Raw genomic sequence first — 16,848 nt, 5'->3', positions numbered from 1 at the left:
CTGAACCAATATTTCTTTGAGACATCTTCTGAAATCCCCTTGACAACTGCCATACAGGCTTAACTTGTTACGAATGGCGGGTGTTTGACAAGCACAGAAAATTTGACAAAAAAGTCGATCGCCCCTTCTCTAAAAAAACAAAGGCCGATCGCCCTTTTCGCCCAAATTTCGACCTACGCACCCCAACAAAAGAAACCGGGTTTTTCACTAAATCTGCCATTTCCATGCAGTATCTTCGCAAAAAACCCGGTTTCTGAGCTCTCAGGCCCAAGTCCTATTAGTGACTATGCCCGTGATCACCATGAGAATGTCCGTGATCACCATGAGAATGCCCACCGTGAGAATGTCCACCGTGAGAATGACCGTGCCCGCCATGAGAATGACCGTGCCCTTCATGAGAATGCGCGTGCTCGCGCTGCGCCGAAGCCAAAGTCGGATTAACAGCAACCGCAGTCTCACTCAACAACGCTTCAATCTGCGGATTTGCCCACTCTGCCGCCATTTTCAGAAACTCTGGATGGTCGTTAACGCAAGGCAATTTGCGGTAAGTAACTCCTTGACGCTGTTTCTGCAAAGACTCAATAATGTGGTCTACATCTAACAAAGTTTCGTGATTTTCTGTCGCAAATCCGATCGGCATAAACACGATCGCAGTTGCACCCAGATCGATCAAATTCTTCGCAGCCAACGTCGCATCCGGCTGCGTCCATTCAATCAGCGGCGTGTCGTGGTTCAGCCAACCCACCGAAATCAAAGGATAGCGATACATCAAACGTTCCCGCACGCGATCGTACAAAGCTTGACTTTCCACAATTCCCGAAGTAAAGCCCTTCGCTTTGTGCGGACAACCGTGATTCATCAGCACAATCCCAATCTGAGAAGGCAAATGCGCTACAGCTAAATCGTTCTTAATTTCCTCTTCAACCAAATCCGCCATTAGCTGGATGTAAGCAGGTTCATCGTAAAAAGAAGGAATGTAGCGCTGTCCTTTTACCCAATGTTCCTTACCATCAAAGGTTTGTGCTAAAGCTTTATTCACCTGTTCGACTGCAATGCCGCTGGTGAAAACAGAATCAACTACCAACAGCGGATAAATCAGAATTTTATCAAATCCTTCTGCTTTAATTTGAGGGATTACTTGTTCCGGCAAAAACGGCGCGCAAAAGTTAAAAGCTTTGAACACTTTTACTTTATCGCCCCATTTCTCCTGTAAATTCTTTTCAATCCCGGCGCGCTGCTGTTCAAAAATTGCATTGTGCGGCGAAACGAATTGACCGTGTTGGTGACTCCACTCGTGCAAGTCAAAGATTGCTAAAATCTTCGCCAGCGGCGGATAAATCCAAAGCGGTACTGGCGCAAACTTTGCCGTAAGCAAATTTAAAGCTTGTTCGTTGTAGTTGGCAAAATCGTCGTAGCTTTCGACTTCGCCGTAACCCATCAGCAATACAGCAACGCGATCGTTACTTGCGGGTGCTGCAGATGTTTTGTACTCGATTTTTTCTGGAGAAGCAACCACTTTGTATTCCTCAATTTTATTTATTCTAAGAGATCCGGGCAGGATGAAGGGTGAATCGGAGATTTTTCATTGTTTGCGATCGCACGACTGACGTGCGCGGGGCTGATTCCCGGTTTTTTGGCCCATACTTCCCGGTCAAACCTCTTATTTATCCTAGAAACCGGATTGATGAGCATCAGTCCTAAGTCGGTTTTTTGACCTTGACCCGAAATTCGTAGGGAAGCTAAGCTGGCAGGCCTCTAATTTTCACAATCCTGTTTCTTTAAGCTTTTGTGGGGTCGGCTTCGACGCCGCCAGAAAAGTTAAATCTAAATACAGAACTGCTTAAAACTAGAATCAGGCTTTGCTAAGCTTGACAGGGAATGGGGCCGGGGGGGATAAGTTTTATGTTTTCTTAAGACTCCCTCACCTTGCCTCAGATTCATGCGGTTTGGAGCGTTCCCAGCATTTAACTTGGGGGGATACTCTTCAAACTTGACTCTATTATAAGTTTAACACCCTATCCCCTGGGGTAGTATATGATATAGTAGGCATATGATAAAGTTATGTTGCGAACTATATTAACTTTCTTGACGAACTATGAGACTGGTAATTTGCCCCGGAGTCCACGAACCAAAGCTAACCGACTGTTTCCTGGCGGGACTTTCGGGGCTTTGGGGACTGGCAGCCGATCGCCAAAACCAGCAAATAGTCGATCGTGTCAAGATTTTTCCCGCTCATAAATATCCGCCTTTTTCAGCTCTTGACATATTGCACTTTTTGTGCAGCGAAGAGTTAGCAGGAGAAAGTCTAGTATTTGTCAGCTTTTCGGCAGGAGTAGCCGGGGCGATCGGGGCGGCTTGGATGTGGCAGCAACTCGGCGGCAAAGTCGGGGCTTTTTTTGCCTTAGACGGTTGGGGAGTACCCCTGGGGGGCAATTTTCCCATCCACCGAATCAGCCACGATCGCTTTACGCACTGGAGTTCGGCAATTCTCGGTGGCGGTGGAGAAAGCTTTTATGCAGATCCGGCGATCGAACATTTGGATTTATGGCGAGCTCCCCAAACGGCAAAAGGCTGGCACGTCAGCCAAACCGCCGCCGGCATTGAGACTGTCGCACCCACAACCGCAGCAAAATTTTTAGTCCACCTATTGAAACAATACGGAGTCCAATCAGTTGTTTAATCTTAATTTAGTATCATCCGCGATCGCACCTATTGCCACCATCGCCCGCCTCGACAATTCTGTCACTTCAGCCACAACAAACAGCCTCAAACAGTGGTTGATATTTAGCGCCTCAGCATTTTTAGTCTCAATTCCAGTCTTCGTGCAAGCACCCTTAGTGCGCTTATATCCAACCATCAGTCTGCTGTCAACTATCCCCTGGTTCGTTCTGAGTTTAATTCTAATTTTCCGCCCCAAAACCCAACTTTGGGGAGATTTATTATTAGGATTTGCCGGATGTTGGCTGGCAGGTTCTATCTATTGGGGCTGGTTTAGATGGGAACCAATTTTACATCTACCTATAGAATCAATTGGCTTGCCTTTTGCTATTTGGTGCTTGGGCAAATCTTGGGGAAAAGTGGGCGGCTATTTTTATTTAGGTTCGCTCTTGGGCACTGCCATTACTGATTTATATTTTTATTTAACTGGGTTGATGCCCTACTGGCGGCAAGTGATGCACGCGGAACCGGAATTAGCTATGCCGATTTTTCAAAGTGCGATCGGTCAAATTGAAACTCCTTGGGGCATAGGCTGTGCTTTAGTTTTAATCGCTGTGCTGCTAACCGTAGGTTTGCTGAGTTTGCGCGATCGAGAACTGCACTGGCGCGCGTTTAGTGGCGCGGTGTTAAGCACTCTTTTGGTAGATGGTTTATTTTGGCTGGCTGCTTCTGCAGCTTAAGATTTATGATTGGTTCCTATGTTGGTAATTTTTGACCGCAGATGTGGGCGGATTGACGCAGATTAACGCAGATTTTTTGATAGATGTAGTCTTGAGATTCCTGACTTCTTTAATAAGTCGGGAATTTTGGTATTTAGTGAACAATTATGAGTTAAAATCTAAAATCTAAAATCTAAGAATCCCAAATCAATATCATGTCTTTCATTTCAATTCGCGGTGTAGAACATTATTACGAGTGGATAACGGCAGATAACAGTACCCAACCCAGCGGCAAACGAGTGATGGTATTTCTGCACGGCTGGGCGGGCTCGGCGCGCTACTGGGAAAGCACGGCACGGGCTATGGCTGATGATTTTGATTGTTTGCTCTACGATATGAGAGGTTTTGGTCGATCGCCCTTGCCAAAAGAGCCTCCTGAGTCCAGCTACGAACTCGAAACCTACGCCCGGGACTTAGCTGAATTATTAGAAGCTTTGAATTTAAGCCGCGTCTTTCTCAATGCTCACTCCACAGGTGCATCAATTGCTACTTTATTTCTCAACCTTTACCCCGAAAAAGTAGAAAAAGCAATTCTCACTTGCAGCGGGATTTTTGAATACGACGAAAAATCTTTTACAACTTTTCACAAATTCGGTGGCTATGTGGTAAAATTTAGACCCTCTTGGCTGGCATCCATCCCGTTTGCCGATCGGCTATTTATGGCCCGGTTTTTGCGCCGTTCCCTGCCCACAGAGGTCAGTCTGGCGTTTCTCAAGGATTTTTTAATGGCAGACGAGCAAGCTGCTATAGGTACAATGGTGACGGCCGTCAGCAAAAGAGCCGCTGAGGAAATGCCCCAAGAATTTGCGCGGCTGAGTGTTCCCACACTGCTTGTTGCCGGAGAATTCGACCAAATTATCCCCGCCGTCATGGGAGAGCAAGCAGCCTCTCTCAGCAAAAAAGTAGAATTTGTTATAATTCCGAATACGGCTCACTTTCCGATGCTGGAGGATGCCGCAACATACTTGCAGCGAATTCGAGAATTTTTGCCAGCAGCGGCTTAGCTGAGTTATTGTTCATCTAATGTACGATCGGACACGCAAGCTTTGAGAACGGCTTTTGCTCCGATCTTAATTTTTAATTCCTAATTTCTTAAAGCGAAAGGTGGTACAATGAACGACCTCGACCAATACTATAAAGTGCTGGGACTGTTGCCGGGAGCTTCCAGAGAAGAAATTAGCCAAGCCTACAAGGATTTAGCGTTCATTTGGCACCCCGATCGCATCCCCAAAGACAATCCCAGACTACTACAGAAAGCTGAAGAAAAGATTAAGGAAATTAATCAAGCTCGCGAAAAATTGCGATCGATTCAACCAAGAGGTCAGAATCAGAACGTTCAGCAAAAACATACTCAGCACAAACACACCCAGTACCAAAACACCCAGCACAAATACACCCAGCACCAAAACACCCAGCAACAAAACGCTCAGTACAGAAACACTCAGCAACAAACTACCCAGCAACAAAACGCTCAGTACAAAAACACTCAGCAACAAAATACCCAGCAACAAAATACTCAGTACAAAAACACTCAGCAACAAAATACCCAGCAACAAACTACCCAGCAACAAAATACTCAGTACAGAAACACTCAGCAACAAAATACCCAGCAACAAACTACCCAGCAACCCAATACTCAGTACCAAAACACTCAGTACCAAAACAATCAGCAACCCAATACTCAGTACCAAAACACTCAGTACAGAAATACTCAGTATCCAAACACCCAGCACCAAAACACCCAGCCACCACCGGCCAACCCTAAAGAACCCCGCTACTCTTCTGAACCCTCTTCAGGAAAATATCCTGGAAATTATCCGGGAAGCTATGGGGGAAACCCTGCAGGGCCGTATTCAGAGGCGTCCCGCTACCAATCGCAGCCGCCGCCTTCTCAGTCTTACCGCCAAGCTGGGCCGCAAGCTCCCGATTTAAGCGGTTCCAACTTCAAAGGAGCTTCCTTAAAAGAAAAGGATTTTTCAGGAAGAAACTTGAGCAATGCAAACCTGAGTGAAGCCGACTTAAGTGATGCTTTTCTACACAACGTCAATCTCACAGGCGCGAATTTGCATCAAGCAAACTTGTTCAGGGCCAATTTGTTAGGAGCTTGTTTGATCAATGCCAACTTGAGAGAAAGCAACTTAATCGGAGCCGATTTGAGCGGTGCTGACTTGAGCGGTGCTGACTTAACAGGAGCGAAAATCGGTTACGGCGATCGAGTTATGGTCAAACTTACCCGGACTACATTAACAGGTACAATCTTACCCGACGGTACTGTTCATAGCTAAATTATTTAGTTTTTAGTGAGTGATTGTAGACGCGGGTTTTACCTGCAATATTTGCTGCAATTCCAAATACAAAAAAATCCGCCCTTTGCGAATTTGGGATAAAAACTTATATTCTGTCAGCTAGAACAACCGCAATAAAATTGGTTCGTAGTGAGGGCGTTCGTCGTCAGAATTGTATGAGGACTTGCATTCCTCGCTGCGTACCCATAATGGTTAAATTACTTGACATGATATTACGCGATCGCGATCGCACAAACCGAGTTTTTTTACCCGGTTCAAGAACTGCAACAAGGTCTTTTCGTTCATCAAACCCCGTTTCTGTCTCCAACACGGCTAATCGAGATTCATATTACAGCAACCGCCAAAATGGTTCCTGTTCTGTTTTTTCCTTCTTCCTTCTCCCTTCTTCCCTTCTTCCTTCTTCCTTCTTCCTTTTATCCGTTACATAATCCGTTGCCGAACTTTATTCTTCCTTCTTCCCTTCTTCCTTCTTCCTTTTATCCGGTTACATAATCCGTTGCCGAACTTCCTTCCGTTATTAATTACTTCCGCCACGGCGATTGCGTAACTTTCGTCCAGCAGCCAGCATAGCGCCTCCCGCCATCAAACCCCCCACAGTCATCGGTTCGGGAACCGGCTCAGCTTGAACCGCCTCCACAGAACCGCCTTTAATAAATACAGCAGAATCTAACTTGCCATCGCCCACATCTTTAATGCGAATGCTGAGAACATTCGTCTGATTTTGCTTGAGCAAACCCTCAAAACCTAAAATTTTAGTAAAACCGTCGAGCTTAACGATGTTAGCAGCAATACCTGTCAAACTTGGGTTGTCAATATAGTCTGAGTGATATGTAGAGCGATTATATGGATCGGGAACAAGATTATTAATAGTAACTGTTTTTCCGTCGCTCAATTTTGCCAAATTAGTGCCGTTCAGTAGCAGTTCAAAATCGTCATTAAATGCAGAATTGCCGAACTCAGGAAACTCCTCAGAAGCAAATACATATTGAAAGACTAACTTTTCGACCGTGCTATTAGCAAAAAAGCTGAGGTTTAGCTGAGTCAAATCCCCCTCTTCACCTTCAGGTCCAAAGTCTGTGCTTAAATCGCTGATCTTTGTGGTCGTGAAGTTATCTTTCCGATTCTTACCCCGTATATCTGCGACTTTACCAGTGCTCAGAACAACACCTGATGTCAAACCGAAGGGGTCATTAGTGAAAGTACCAAAAGCAGCCGAATTACCTGTAATTGAAACAGAGAAATTACTCAACCCGGCTGTATTAGTCCCCAATAAATTATTTTTTAAAGTCTCAGTGTTATTAGTTGGCCCTACCGAAAATGGCATGGCTGGCCCTGCCAACAAACTCAGAGCAGTAGTTAATGTAGCTGTTAAGGCAGCAATTTTGTGAGTAATTATCATAAATTTTTCCTGGAAGATACAAACCTGATCTTATGCACAACTTAATTTTTACATTATATAAGTATCAATGTCTAGTGCCTTTACAATAACTTTACACATAAGTGTATATACGCTTTTTGTGGTTAACTTTTTGGGTAATTCTTGGCAATTAGTCAGCCAATAAACATCCGCGCAAAAATACGGATGCAAAAATACACGTACACAGACTAATAATTTCAGGAATTACGCACTGGAGACAAAATAAACCTGGTTTTGATACCTTTGGTCATGTCCAAAATGACTAATCACTAATGACTAATCACTAATGACTAATAGCTAATGACTGATGACTCATGAAAGATGACCTCGTAAAAAAAAACTATATAAGCCCCCAATTCCTGTCGTAGAGAGATCAAAATTTTTGACCCTAGTTCAACATCCCAGATTCATCTCTGGAGTAAATCTAAAATTTTTCGACTGAGTGCGACTCGACGGCTCGCCGAAGGTCTAAAATCTAAAATCTCTAATCGACTACCTGATAACTAAAACCCCCTTGCTTCTCCTTCGCCGCGCCGATCGGCAGCCCCTTCCAACCAACCGTCTGCAGTCAGGACGATCGCATTGGCATTGCCCCAGCCATCACCTTCGACAATCTGGTGTCCCCGCCACCGCAACTCCGAAAGCGTCGCAGCCTCAAAACCTCCCCGTTCCACCCTCAGGCGATCGGGCTGCCACTGGTGGTGTATCCGAGGTGCAGACACAGCATCGCCGACATTCATGTCGTAAACCAATACGTTCAGTACAATTTGCAACACGGTGGTAATAATTGTGCTGCCTCCGGGAGCCCCCGCAGCGAGGCGAAATTTGCCATTTTCTGTCACGATGACCGGCGTCATGCTCGATAAAGGAGTTTTCCTCGGGGCGATCGAATTTGCCTCCCCGCCCACCAAACCAAACAAATTCGGCACTCCCGGCGCGGCTGCAAAATCATCCATCTCGTTGTTGAGCAAAATTCCCGTACCCGCCGCCACGACTCCAGCCCCTAAGCCGCCATTCACCGTAAATGTCAAGCTTACTACATTGCGCTCTTTGTCAACTACCGTGAGGTGGGTAGTTTCGGGAGACTCCCACACAAAGTGGCTCAAAGTTTCAGGGTCAACAGCTTTTACCTCTCCCGAAGGTCGGGCTTTTGACATTTGGATTTGCGATCGTCTCAATTTGGCATAATTGCTGTTAGTCAGAGCTTTGACCGGTACACTCACAAAATCCGGGTCGCCCAAATACTCAGCCCGGTCAGCATAGGCAATCCTCATGCTCTCCGCCAGCAAGTGCAAAGTATCTGGACTTTGCCTCCCCAACCTCTTGAGATCCGAATCTCCCAGAATATTCAAGATTTGCAACAAATGAACGCCGCCGGAAGAAGGAGACGACATCGCGCAAATTTCGTAAGCGCGAAAGTTGCCGCAAACCGGATTCCGCCAAATCGGCGTATAGTTTTTCAAATCTTCGAGAGTGATAATGCCGCCGTTTTTAGCCATATCGGCAGCGATCGCCCGCGCAATGTCCCCGGTATAAAAACTCTGCGGATTTTCACCAATCTGCCGCAAAGTCCGCGCCAAATCCCGCTGCACCAAAAGCTCACCCGGCTGGTATAAAATGCCACCACGAGTAAAAACCTCCCGCGCCGCCTGGTTTTTTTTGAGCACGTCCTCTCGTCGCCCGGTAGCCGTGGTAAAACGCGAACTTACCGAAAAGCCTTTTTCTGCCAGGGCGATCGCCGGCGCCACCACCTGGGGCCAAGGCAACTTACCATACTCGCGGTGCACCGTATAAAGTCCAGCAACAGTGCCCGGAATACCCGCCGCCAAATGCCCGTCCAGACTTGCCCTTTGGCGCACCTTGCCTTGCTTGTCGAGGTACATATCCCGCGTCGCCCGTTTCGGAGCTCGTTCCCGGAAATCCAGCGCTTGCACAGTCCCCGTTTCCGCCCGCCGCAGCAGCAAAAAACCCCCGCCGCCGATACCCGCCGAAAAAGGCTCCACCACCGAAATCGCCAAAGCCGTAGCAGCCGCCGCATCCACTGCATTGCCTCCCTGTTGCAGCACGGCCAGCCCCGCAGCGCTCGCCAGAGGGTGAGCAGAAACTGCCATCCCCTGTTTGCTGCGCTGCTGCTGCAAGGTTGCCTGTAGCTGCTGGCAGCCACCCAACACCCAGACTGTTAGGCAACAAGTATAAATTTGCACTTTGCTCAAGAAATTTGGCAACATTTTTTACCGGTGAGGCGAAGATTTTTTACAGTATAATTTTATGATCGTCTTCCCTAAGACCGAGCGGTACTGAGTTCAACTGCAGATAAATTACCTGTTATGGCAGACGGGAACACAATTTGACCCTGGGAGCCTCTCACGGTACAAGAGGAAGAGAGAAAGGAGGAACAGCTTATGGTAACTTAATAAGTAAACAAGTTGGAAAAAGCATCTTTTTTGAGAAAATCCTAATTTCAAAAAAGCTGATGAACGCAGAAAAACGGCGTTGCTGATTTACGGTAGAAAAAACTAAAGATGCAAATCATATAAACAGTATTCACAAAGCTTCGGAATTTTAAATTTATTTTTTTTGCTAGCCTATTAAGCAACAGCAAAAAAATCAGTATAGGTGATTGCTATGGCAAGCCAACACATAGCAGACTTAGCATAGCCGTTTTTGGGCAGTTGTTCGACTGGTTAGTTAATCAATAAAACAGGATTTACCCAATTTTGCTCTCAAGTTCGATTAAATAATTATAATTAGGTTGGTAGTGAGGAATCAAATTCCTCCCTCGCCCGCCCCTGGAGCATGACAAACAATTTTATGCTCAGCGATTAACCGGAATCGCTCTGAGTCAGAAACCAGGTTTTTTAGTAGCTCTATAGTTCTCAAACCAATAATTTTGGGTGAGCCAGGGTTTTTCTGGGTAAGCCGTATTAAAGCAAAAAGATCCATCGAATTTAGGACAACTCCAGTCCCCGGACAAAACCCTCAATCCATCGCAGCCGTCGCCTTTGTGTCAGACAAATTGCCCGCCAAATAAGAGTCTGCACTCGGGCTGCTAAGGGCTGTCCCCTCCTTATGGTAGATAACACTCACGTTGGTAAACCTGTTATATTGGCAGTATGTAGGCAAGTTTCCTGACTACAGGTACTTGCACGTAAATGAGTCAGAGTGTCGGCTTCGATACTATACTTCGGCGAACAACTACCAAACCACACCTTAATGCAAGTTATGAATAGCAAAAAAGTCAGTGTCATCATTCCTGCATTCAATGCTGCCGACACTCTGGCTGAGACAGTTGCCTCCGTACTTAATGGTACTCACAAAAATCTAGAAATTTTAATTGTTGATGACTGCTCTACTGACGCTACTGACCAAGTTGCGGCTAAGCTGGTAGAGCAAAATTCGAGAATTCAATACTTCAGGAATTCCCAAAATTACGGGGTTTCTAAGTCGAGAAATTTAATGATATATCGCGCCACAGGCGAGTATGTAGCGTTTATCGACAGCGACGATACCTGGGAACCCAATAAGTTAGAAGTTTGTTTGAAGATGCTTGCAGACAATCCCGAAGTCAAAGCTGTGGCTCACGCTTTGCGGTATTTAGACAAGCACGGTAAGAAGTTGAGTTATATTCCCACCTATCCTACAACTAAAGCAGAAATGCAGGCGATTAAGGAGACAGGCGAAAGTCCTTGGGTTTTTCCGTCTTCTGTTGTAGTCGATCGCTCTATTCTACTCCAAGAAGGCGGGTTTCCAGAAGATTGGGAGGTAGGAGAAGATACAGAATTATTTACCAAACTTGCTCAAAAGTATGGCTTGCTGGCGGCGACAGAACCTTTGGGAAATTATCGAATTAGAGGGAACTCTCTCACAGATAAGCACTGGCTGAAAAAGCGCATAGCTTCTGATTGTGTCAAGGAAAACCAATTGCGGCGCTTGCGGGGAGAAAAAGAGTTATCACTCCAGGAGTACGAACAGTTATGTTTTAAGAATTTGCCGCTTTTGCAAAGGCTTAACAAATTTCGAGAAGTTTTGGCACTGCACTACATGAGAAAGCTGGGACAAAGTTGGTTAAATCGGGAGGTTTTGCCGACTATTGTTTACGGGGTGGCTACCACAGTGCTCAATCCTCAAGCTACTGTGCACAAGTGGAAATGGATGAAGACTCACGAAAAGTTGAGTCATCAAACCGCAGAAGGTATCAATCACTCGCCACCATTAAACCCCCAGCGATCGTCTGAAATTGGGGGGCTGTCCTAAAGGATGTTATAGTTGTATAGCCTTTCTCAGTAACATGAGGTGCACGCTTGATAAGCGGGCATAGGCTTCCGTGGGCATAGGGCATACCTCACTTTATTGATAACTGCTATATGCGGGTTTAGTCAAGAAATTAGGTGCTGCCAATAAAGCAGAATCGACGCCGAGCGCCCAGGGGCGGGTTAATACCTGATATTGGCGTTTTGAGCCGTATTTGACTGTTAATATTCTGTCGGGTCAATTACCCGCACTACCGGCTACAGTGGCTTGCGGTCGTGCGGTGGGGGACAATATAAAAATTTTTGAAAGTCGTGGATGTCAGCCTTGATTTATTCGGCCGCCAGCTTCAACCCTATACAGGGCGAAAATAGCAGCGATCGCCAGCCGTGCTATTTGACCCCACAACAGTTAGAATAAATAATATATAAGTAAAAAGGAAAGTTTTGGCCATTAAAAAATGGGTAGCAAACCCCTTTTTGAGGCAGAAAATAAAAGGAAAATTTTATAAAACATTCTGCCTTTTACCTTCAGAGAACGATCGCCTTTTTATTGGGAATTAGATTGAATTTATGATGGACTGGCAAGAAATTTCTGGCAATTGGGTATTAATTCCCTCAAGACCGATCGCGATCGTACATTTTCTCGGCGGTGCATTTGTGGCGACAGCACCGCAACTCACCTATCGCTGGCTGTTAGAGGCTTTGGGGAACCAAGGATATCTTGTAGTCGCAACGCCGTTTGTCAATACTTTGGATCATATTGCGATCGCCCGCGATGTCCTTAACAAATTTGAAAATGCCCTCGATCGCCTGCGCGCCACTAAATTGCTCAAATCTTCCTATCTCCCCATTTACGGTATGGGACACAGCATGGGATGCAAACTCCACTTGCTGATCGGTTCTGTATTTGACATAGAAAGGGCAGGCAATATTCTGATTTCTTTCAACAATTATGCGGCATCCGAAGCAATCCCCATCGTCGAGCAAATTTCCCCCGTCTTTAACGTCGAGTTTACCCCTTCCCCGCAAGAGACTAATCGCCTCGTCCAAGATAGCTATCAAATTCGGCGCAATCTTTTAGTCAAATTTAACGGCGACAACATCGACCAAACCCTGCTTTTGACCAAACTGCTAAAAGCACGATTTCCCGACATGATTACAGTTCAGACTCTAGCAGGCAACCATCAAACGCCCTTGGGTCAAGATGTTAGCTGGCCTGTGGGCCAAATTTTTACGCCCTTCGATGCGATCGGGCAGTGGGTCAAACAAGAAGTGTATCGAGAATTAAATGAATTAAAACGGACAATTCTGCTGTGGCTTAATCCTCTGTCGCGCCTTTAAAACCCGATGAACGCATTAATCAGAAATTTCCTCTACCACTTCCAAAATATCATCTTCATTGTTCGGCCTTGAGACAGGAGTATAATTTTTGACGATCGACAAACAGTTCCGTCCATCAGCCGTTCTCACATAACTAATACTGTCTGCGATGTCTTTAATCAATTTTAGGCCCCGCCCGCCCGGAGAGTTAATATCGACTTTTTCTGAAATATCTTTGATTTTTTTCTCTAAATCAAACGGATCGCCCCAATCCCAAATTTTAATCTCTAAAGAGTCAGCGAACACAGCCACCTGAATGTCAACAGGCAAATCCGCTGGTTTGCCCTTGTGGGCGTGACGCACAGCATTCGTAAAGCCCTCAGCCAAAGCCAACTGACACCGTATCCACACACTTGTAGGAATTCGCGAGTCGTACAATTGTGCAAACCACGACAAAACCCAGCTTAATCCATTCAGACCTGTATTGACTTGAAGATCCGCTTTTTTTAGCATCGGCAACTTTTCGGAACCTTTTAATTCAATCACGCTCACCACAGAAGTTCTTCATCGCCCGGTGGGCAAAATACAACGAGACACAATACAACCAGATAAAATACAACGAGACCAAGTATAACGGCGGCAAAATTGAATGGTAGTTTGAGGATACTAGCTTTGGTGGGCCCTGGATCAATGTCTAATCCACTAATCGGTTAGGCACTATACCATAAATAGCATTTTCATGTCAACGAGCGCCTGTTGCAAATAAAAGTCTATAAAAATTTATATTCTGAGTATAAACTGAGTGAAGTTCGATCGCGCCAAATTTCTATCAAATTTTAACGTAAATTGAACTCAACGACCCGCTGTCAAAAGCAATTACCTCGAAAGCGATGCCAATAAACTATACTCAATCTCAGACAAGGGCGCTGACAGGATATATTTTAAATGACCCCCAGACCTTGAAAAACTTGTAGTACCTAAGTGCCCATGTTTCAAATTCTGGTTATTGACGATGATACGGCTGTTCAAGAACTGCTGAGAAGAACCCTGAAAAAACAGGGTTACGAAGTAACAGTAGCAAGCAATGGCGAAGACGGTGTAGCCCAGGCGCAAAAATTGCGTCCGGCCCTGATAATTTGCGATTGGATCATGCCGCGCTTGACCGGCATCGATGTCTGCCGTCGAGTCAAGGCAGATCCGGATCTGTCAACTACACAATTCTTTTTGTTGACTTCTTTGGGATCGATCGCCGATCGAGTCAAAGGACTCGACGCTGGTGCCGACGATTTTATCTCAAAGCCGATCGAACTCAACGAGTTACAGGCGAGAGTACGCGCCGGATTGAGGCTGCACCAACTCAGCCGAGATTTGAAAATAGCCAAGCAAAGTCTGGAAGCAGAGTTAGCCGAGGCAGCCGAGTACGTGCAATCGCTGCTGCCAGATCCGATGACGGAACCTTTCAGCATTGAGGCAAAATTCATTCCCTCCCGGCAGTTGGGTGGAGATTGCTTCGACTACAACTGGCTAGATGCCGATTATTTGGCGATTTACTTGCTCGACGTAGCCGGTCACGGTTTGCGGGCGGCGCTGCCTTCGGTGGCCGTGCTGAATTTGCTGCGATCGCGCACGCTCCCCAACATAGACTACTACAAACCCAGCGACGTTTTGCGCGCCCTGAACACCACCTTCCAGATGAGCTACCAAAACGACAAGTATTTCACCATCTGGTATGGCGTTTACAACCGCATTTCTCGCCAGCTAGTTTATGCCAGCGCCGGCCATCCACCAGCCGTGTTGATTTCCCAGTCCCCTGCGAGCACCGCTAAAATCCAGCGATTAAAAACCCCCGGAATGCCGGTCGGGATGTTCCCTGACGCCCCCTATGTCGATAATTGCTGCGATGTAGAGGATTTGAGCACTCTCTACATCTTTAGCGACGGGGTATACGAGATCCACCAACCTGACGGCAATATCTGGGGGCTTGACCCTTTCGTAGACCTGTTAGCAGCTTACAACGGTGCAAGTGCCGACCAGTTAGAGCTAGTTTTGAACTACATTCAAAAGTTGAACGCTAAAGCAGTTTTTGATGATGATTGGTCTTTACTCAAGGTAAACTTTGGCTAGCTGACTTCTTGCAGTGCATCTGTGACCAAATAGCAAAAAGGCAGCAGCCCAAAGATTTAGTTAGTTGAGAGAATTTTGCTATTAAAAGCATCGCGGGTCTGAAATATCTCGAAAACTCGATCCATGCTGGTGAGTTCAAATAAGATGCGGATTTGCTCGTTGATAGAACAGACAACTAATTGACTCCCAGCGGCACGGACTGTTTTGAGCGCCAAGACTAAAGCGCCTAAACCAGAACTATCCATAAATGTCACATCAGTGAAGTCTATCAATACCACATCGGCTCCCGCTTCCACTAGGTCGCTAATCTCTTGGCGGAATTGACTTGCCTTGGTGCCGTCTAAAATGCCAGAGGGCTGAATAATTTTAACTACAGGACTCATATTTTGCGGTGGGAATGTCAGAATTTCTAGCCAGACTAGGCTAGTATAGCTGCGAGATGGACTCCGATCCAAATAACAGGGGGGGAAAGCGCCAGAGCCTGAGAGCGGGAGAATAGTTATGAGTGCAAAAGATGATGCTCGTCGCGGATCGTAACGCCGATCGCAGTCGCAGCGCTTCGCCGCGAGTGAATTTTGAGAGAGGGACAATCTTTGTTCTGCTGAATGCCTTCTGGTATTAATCAAACTCGGCTAACTTTGGCGCGGTAGAGCAGTTTGTCGCCTTGTCTGTAGCCTGTGTAGCGGACTTTGACGGGTTCTCCGGGCTCGGCTGTTCCTTCCATGAGCTGGTGCTGTTGGGGGTTGTAGGGAATCTGGGCTCCGACTGGGGCGATCGACTCCACTCCCCAATGCTCTAATAACTGCTCGACTGGCCGCAGCAAGGGCAGTAGTTTCTGAGCCCGCAAGTTGTGATTTTCCTGAGCTTTGCTCGCAGCAGTCGGCCACTGCAACATCCAAGATTCTAAAATTTGCACGCTAGATAGCTGGAATTCCTGCATCAAAGATTCTCGCTGCTGTTCGATCGAAGCTTGCAGGCGCTGATATTCTTGTTCTAGGGCTGTCGGTGGTGCCTGTTCTAACTCTACATAGTTTGGCGCCAAGGTTGCCAGTAGTTCGGGTAAGGAAATTTGCAAAGCTTGACTAATTTTGAGCAGTATGTCGGCTCGGGTTTGCAAAGCTAAACCGCGACGCAGGCGACTTAGCTGGATCTCGGAAACTCCTGCTTTTTGGCTGAGTTCTCGATCGCTCGAAAGCCCCGCCTGTTCCATCAGGCGTTGCAGTTGAGGAGCATAATCTGGAATATTGGCAGTCACGAAAAACTCATCCAAATTAATAAATGGACATATTCTCGATCGTAAACTGTCACGAGCCTTAAGGAAATACATTTTTGGGGCGGGCTGTTGGGCCCGCCCCACAAGAGTTTCGCAATTTATGCCGATGCAAGTTCAATTATTGAAAGCTTGCTATTTGACGGCTACTTTTTCGCGGGCGGTGGCTGTTGCAGTTGTCGCAGAACCTTGCAAATGCGCTTCTAGGAACCACAAACGCTTGTCAATTGTCCGCGAAATTTCAGTGTAGAGATCCGCTGTGTCGGCGTCGCCGAGTTCGTCTGTTTTGTCGATGGCAACTCGCAGGTGTTGGGCGTAGGGTGCGTAGCGATCGGCCAAAGCCGTCACGTATTCTTTGCCGTCTAAAATGTCGAAAGGAAATTCTGGCAAAATCGAATCTGCTGCGGCTGTGCGGGCTGTTCCTACAGCCAAACCGCCCAAAGCTGTGACCCGTTCGGCAACCAAATCGATGTATTCTTCGAGTTCTGTTGCCATTTCGTCAAACAGCAAGTGCAACTGGTAGAAGTCCATGCCTTTAACGTTCCAGTGAGCTTGCTTGACTTGAGTTTTTAAGTCCAGAGTCGTTGCTAGTGTGGCGTTGAGCAGCCCGACTACTTGAGAGCGGGTGGCGGCTGACATATCGATACGGGTGGGGTAAAGGTGTTGTTTGTGATTGTTGGTAGTCATAGGTTTTTAGCTTGTTATTAGTGATTGTCGATCGAAC

At 46.4% G+C, this 16,848-nt stretch carries 14 protein-coding genes; 7 read left to right on the top strand and 7 right to left on the bottom strand.

Translation table 11 applies throughout. The features are described from left to right. Nucleotides 1-277 precede the first annotated feature (277 nt). Entirely contained in the window at nucleotides 278-1,516 is a 1,239-nt protein-coding gene (locus QUA25_RS23460; protein ID WP_333041532.1) for a ferrochelatase, read from the bottom strand. A 579-nt stretch (nucleotides 1,517-2,095) separates the two neighbouring features. Between QUA25_RS23460 and QUA25_RS23455 the strand changes: the two genes are divergently transcribed. The 4 genes from QUA25_RS23455 (at nucleotide 2,096) to QUA25_RS23440 (ending at nucleotide 5,722) form a co-directional block, all read left to right on the top strand. Beyond that, complete coding sequence (locus tag QUA25_RS23455) at nucleotides 2,096-2,680, top strand: hypothetical protein (RefSeq protein WP_333041530.1); 585 nt, start codon at nucleotides 2,096-2,098, stop codon at nucleotides 2,678-2,680. Further along, nucleotides 2,673-3,398: a DUF3120 domain-containing protein gene (locus tag QUA25_RS23450; protein ID WP_333041529.1), complete on the top strand. Its 726-nt coding sequence runs from the start codon at nucleotides 2,673-2,675 to the stop codon at nucleotides 3,396-3,398. Before QUA25_RS23455 ends, QUA25_RS23450 begins: the two co-directional genes overlap by 8 nt. Before the next feature lie 194 nt (nucleotides 3,399-3,592). Further along, a complete protein-coding gene (locus QUA25_RS23445) occupies nucleotides 3,593-4,441 on the top strand; it encodes an alpha/beta hydrolase (protein WP_333041528.1) in 849 nt (282 codons plus the stop codon). A gap of 108 nt (nucleotides 4,442-4,549) precedes the next feature. After that, nucleotides 4,550-5,722: a pentapeptide repeat-containing protein gene (locus QUA25_RS23440; RefSeq protein ID WP_333041526.1), complete on the top strand. Its 1,173-nt coding sequence runs from the start codon at nucleotides 4,550-4,552 to the stop codon at nucleotides 5,720-5,722. 538 nt (nucleotides 5,723-6,260) lie between these two features. Here the strand turns inward: QUA25_RS23440 and QUA25_RS23435 are convergent. Continuing rightward, on the bottom strand, nucleotides 6,261-7,142 hold the full coding sequence (locus QUA25_RS23435; protein WP_333041524.1) for a choice-of-anchor L family PEP-CTERM protein: 882 nt from the start codon (nucleotides 7,140-7,142) through the stop codon (nucleotides 6,261-6,263). Between the two features lie 521 nt (nucleotides 7,143-7,663). Then, the gene (ggt, locus tag QUA25_RS23430) at nucleotides 7,664-9,388 is read right to left on the bottom strand and encodes a gamma-glutamyltransferase (protein ID WP_333041523.1); all 1,725 of its coding nucleotides are present in this window, start codon (nucleotides 9,386-9,388) and stop codon (nucleotides 7,664-7,666) included. A gap of 994 nt (nucleotides 9,389-10,382) precedes the next feature. Between ggt and QUA25_RS23425 the strand changes: the two genes are divergently transcribed. Both QUA25_RS23425 and QUA25_RS23420 read left to right on the top strand, forming a co-directional pair. Then, complete coding sequence (locus QUA25_RS23425; protein ID WP_333041521.1) at nucleotides 10,383-11,414, top strand: glycosyltransferase family 2 protein; 1,032 nt, start codon at nucleotides 10,383-10,385, stop codon at nucleotides 11,412-11,414. Nucleotides 11,415-11,983: 569 nt separating this feature from the next. Beyond that, nucleotides 11,984-12,751, top strand: coding sequence for a DUF1350 family protein (locus tag QUA25_RS23420; RefSeq protein WP_333041536.1), 768 nt, complete (start codon nucleotides 11,984-11,986; stop codon nucleotides 12,749-12,751). A gap of 15 nt (nucleotides 12,752-12,766) precedes the next feature. Here QUA25_RS23420 and QUA25_RS23415 read toward each other — a convergent pair whose 3' ends face one another. Next, nucleotides 12,767-13,285, bottom strand: coding sequence for an ATP-binding protein (locus QUA25_RS23415; protein WP_333041519.1), 519 nt, complete (start codon nucleotides 13,283-13,285; stop codon nucleotides 12,767-12,769). Between the two features lie 432 nt (nucleotides 13,286-13,717). On the opposite strand from QUA25_RS23415, the gene QUA25_RS23410 reads away from it, so the two are divergent. Continuing rightward, on the top strand, nucleotides 13,718-14,854 hold the full coding sequence (locus QUA25_RS23410) for a PP2C family protein-serine/threonine phosphatase (RefSeq protein WP_006632014.1): 1,137 nt from the start codon (nucleotides 13,718-13,720) through the stop codon (nucleotides 14,852-14,854). 56 nt (nucleotides 14,855-14,910) lie between these two features. On the opposite strand, the gene QUA25_RS23405 is transcribed toward QUA25_RS23410, so the two are convergent. From QUA25_RS23405 to dps, 3 genes are all read right to left on the bottom strand, one after another. After that, nucleotides 14,911-15,237 carry an STAS domain-containing protein gene (locus QUA25_RS23405; RefSeq protein ID WP_041623653.1) on the bottom strand — a complete coding sequence of 109 codons (327 nt, stop codon included), beginning with the start codon at nucleotides 15,235-15,237 and terminating at the stop codon, nucleotides 14,911-14,913. 239 nt (nucleotides 15,238-15,476) lie between these two features. After that, a complete protein-coding gene (locus QUA25_RS23400) occupies nucleotides 15,477-16,181 on the bottom strand; it encodes a helix-turn-helix domain-containing protein (RefSeq protein ID WP_333041518.1) in 705 nt (234 codons plus the stop codon). A 78-nt stretch (nucleotides 16,182-16,259) separates the two neighbouring features. Next, entirely contained in the window at nucleotides 16,260-16,811 is a 552-nt protein-coding gene (gene dps / locus QUA25_RS23395) for a DNA starvation/stationary phase protection protein Dps (RefSeq protein WP_333041517.1), read from the bottom strand. Nucleotides 16,812-16,848 lie beyond the last annotated feature (37 nt).

Source organism: Microcoleus sp. Pol17C6, from assembly GCF_036701145.1.
GTDB lineage: Bacteria > Cyanobacteriota > Cyanobacteriia > Cyanobacteriales > Microcoleaceae > Microcoleus.
This window is presented reverse-complemented; position numbering and strand designations above follow the sequence as displayed.

Bases quoted from the DNA above. Each gene is read 5' to 3' on its own strand.
- QUA25_RS23410 (WP_006632014.1), top strand. From the start codon at position 13,718: ATGTTTCAAATTCTGGTTATTGACGATGATACGGCTGTTCAAGAACTG.
- QUA25_RS23440 (WP_333041526.1), top strand. From the start codon at position 4,550: ATGAACGACCTCGACCAATACTATAAAGTGCTGGGACTGTTGCCGGGA.
- QUA25_RS23435 (WP_333041524.1), bottom strand. From the start codon at position 7,142: ATGATAATTACTCACAAAATTGCTGCCTTAACAGCTACATTAACTACT.
- ggt (WP_333041523.1), bottom strand. From the start codon at position 9,388: ATGTTGCCAAATTTCTTGAGCAAAGTGCAAATTTATACTTGTTGCCTA.
- QUA25_RS23455 (WP_333041530.1), top strand. From the start codon at position 2,096: ATGAGACTGGTAATTTGCCCCGGAGTCCACGAACCAAAGCTAACCGAC.
- dps (WP_333041517.1), bottom strand. From the start codon at position 16,811: ATGACTACCAACAATCACAAACAACACCTTTACCCCACCCGTATCGAT.
- QUA25_RS23405 (WP_041623653.1), bottom strand. From the start codon at position 15,237: ATGAGTCCTGTAGTTAAAATTATTCAGCCCTCTGGCATTTTAGACGGC.
- QUA25_RS23445 (WP_333041528.1), top strand. From the start codon at position 3,593: ATGTCTTTCATTTCAATTCGCGGTGTAGAACATTATTACGAGTGGATA.
- QUA25_RS23425 (WP_333041521.1), top strand. From the start codon at position 10,383: ATGAATAGCAAAAAAGTCAGTGTCATCATTCCTGCATTCAATGCTGCC.
- QUA25_RS23420 (WP_333041536.1), top strand. From the start codon at position 11,984: ATGGACTGGCAAGAAATTTCTGGCAATTGGGTATTAATTCCCTCAAGA.
- QUA25_RS23400 (WP_333041518.1), bottom strand. From the start codon at position 16,181: ATGTATTTCCTTAAGGCTCGTGACAGTTTACGATCGAGAATATGTCCA.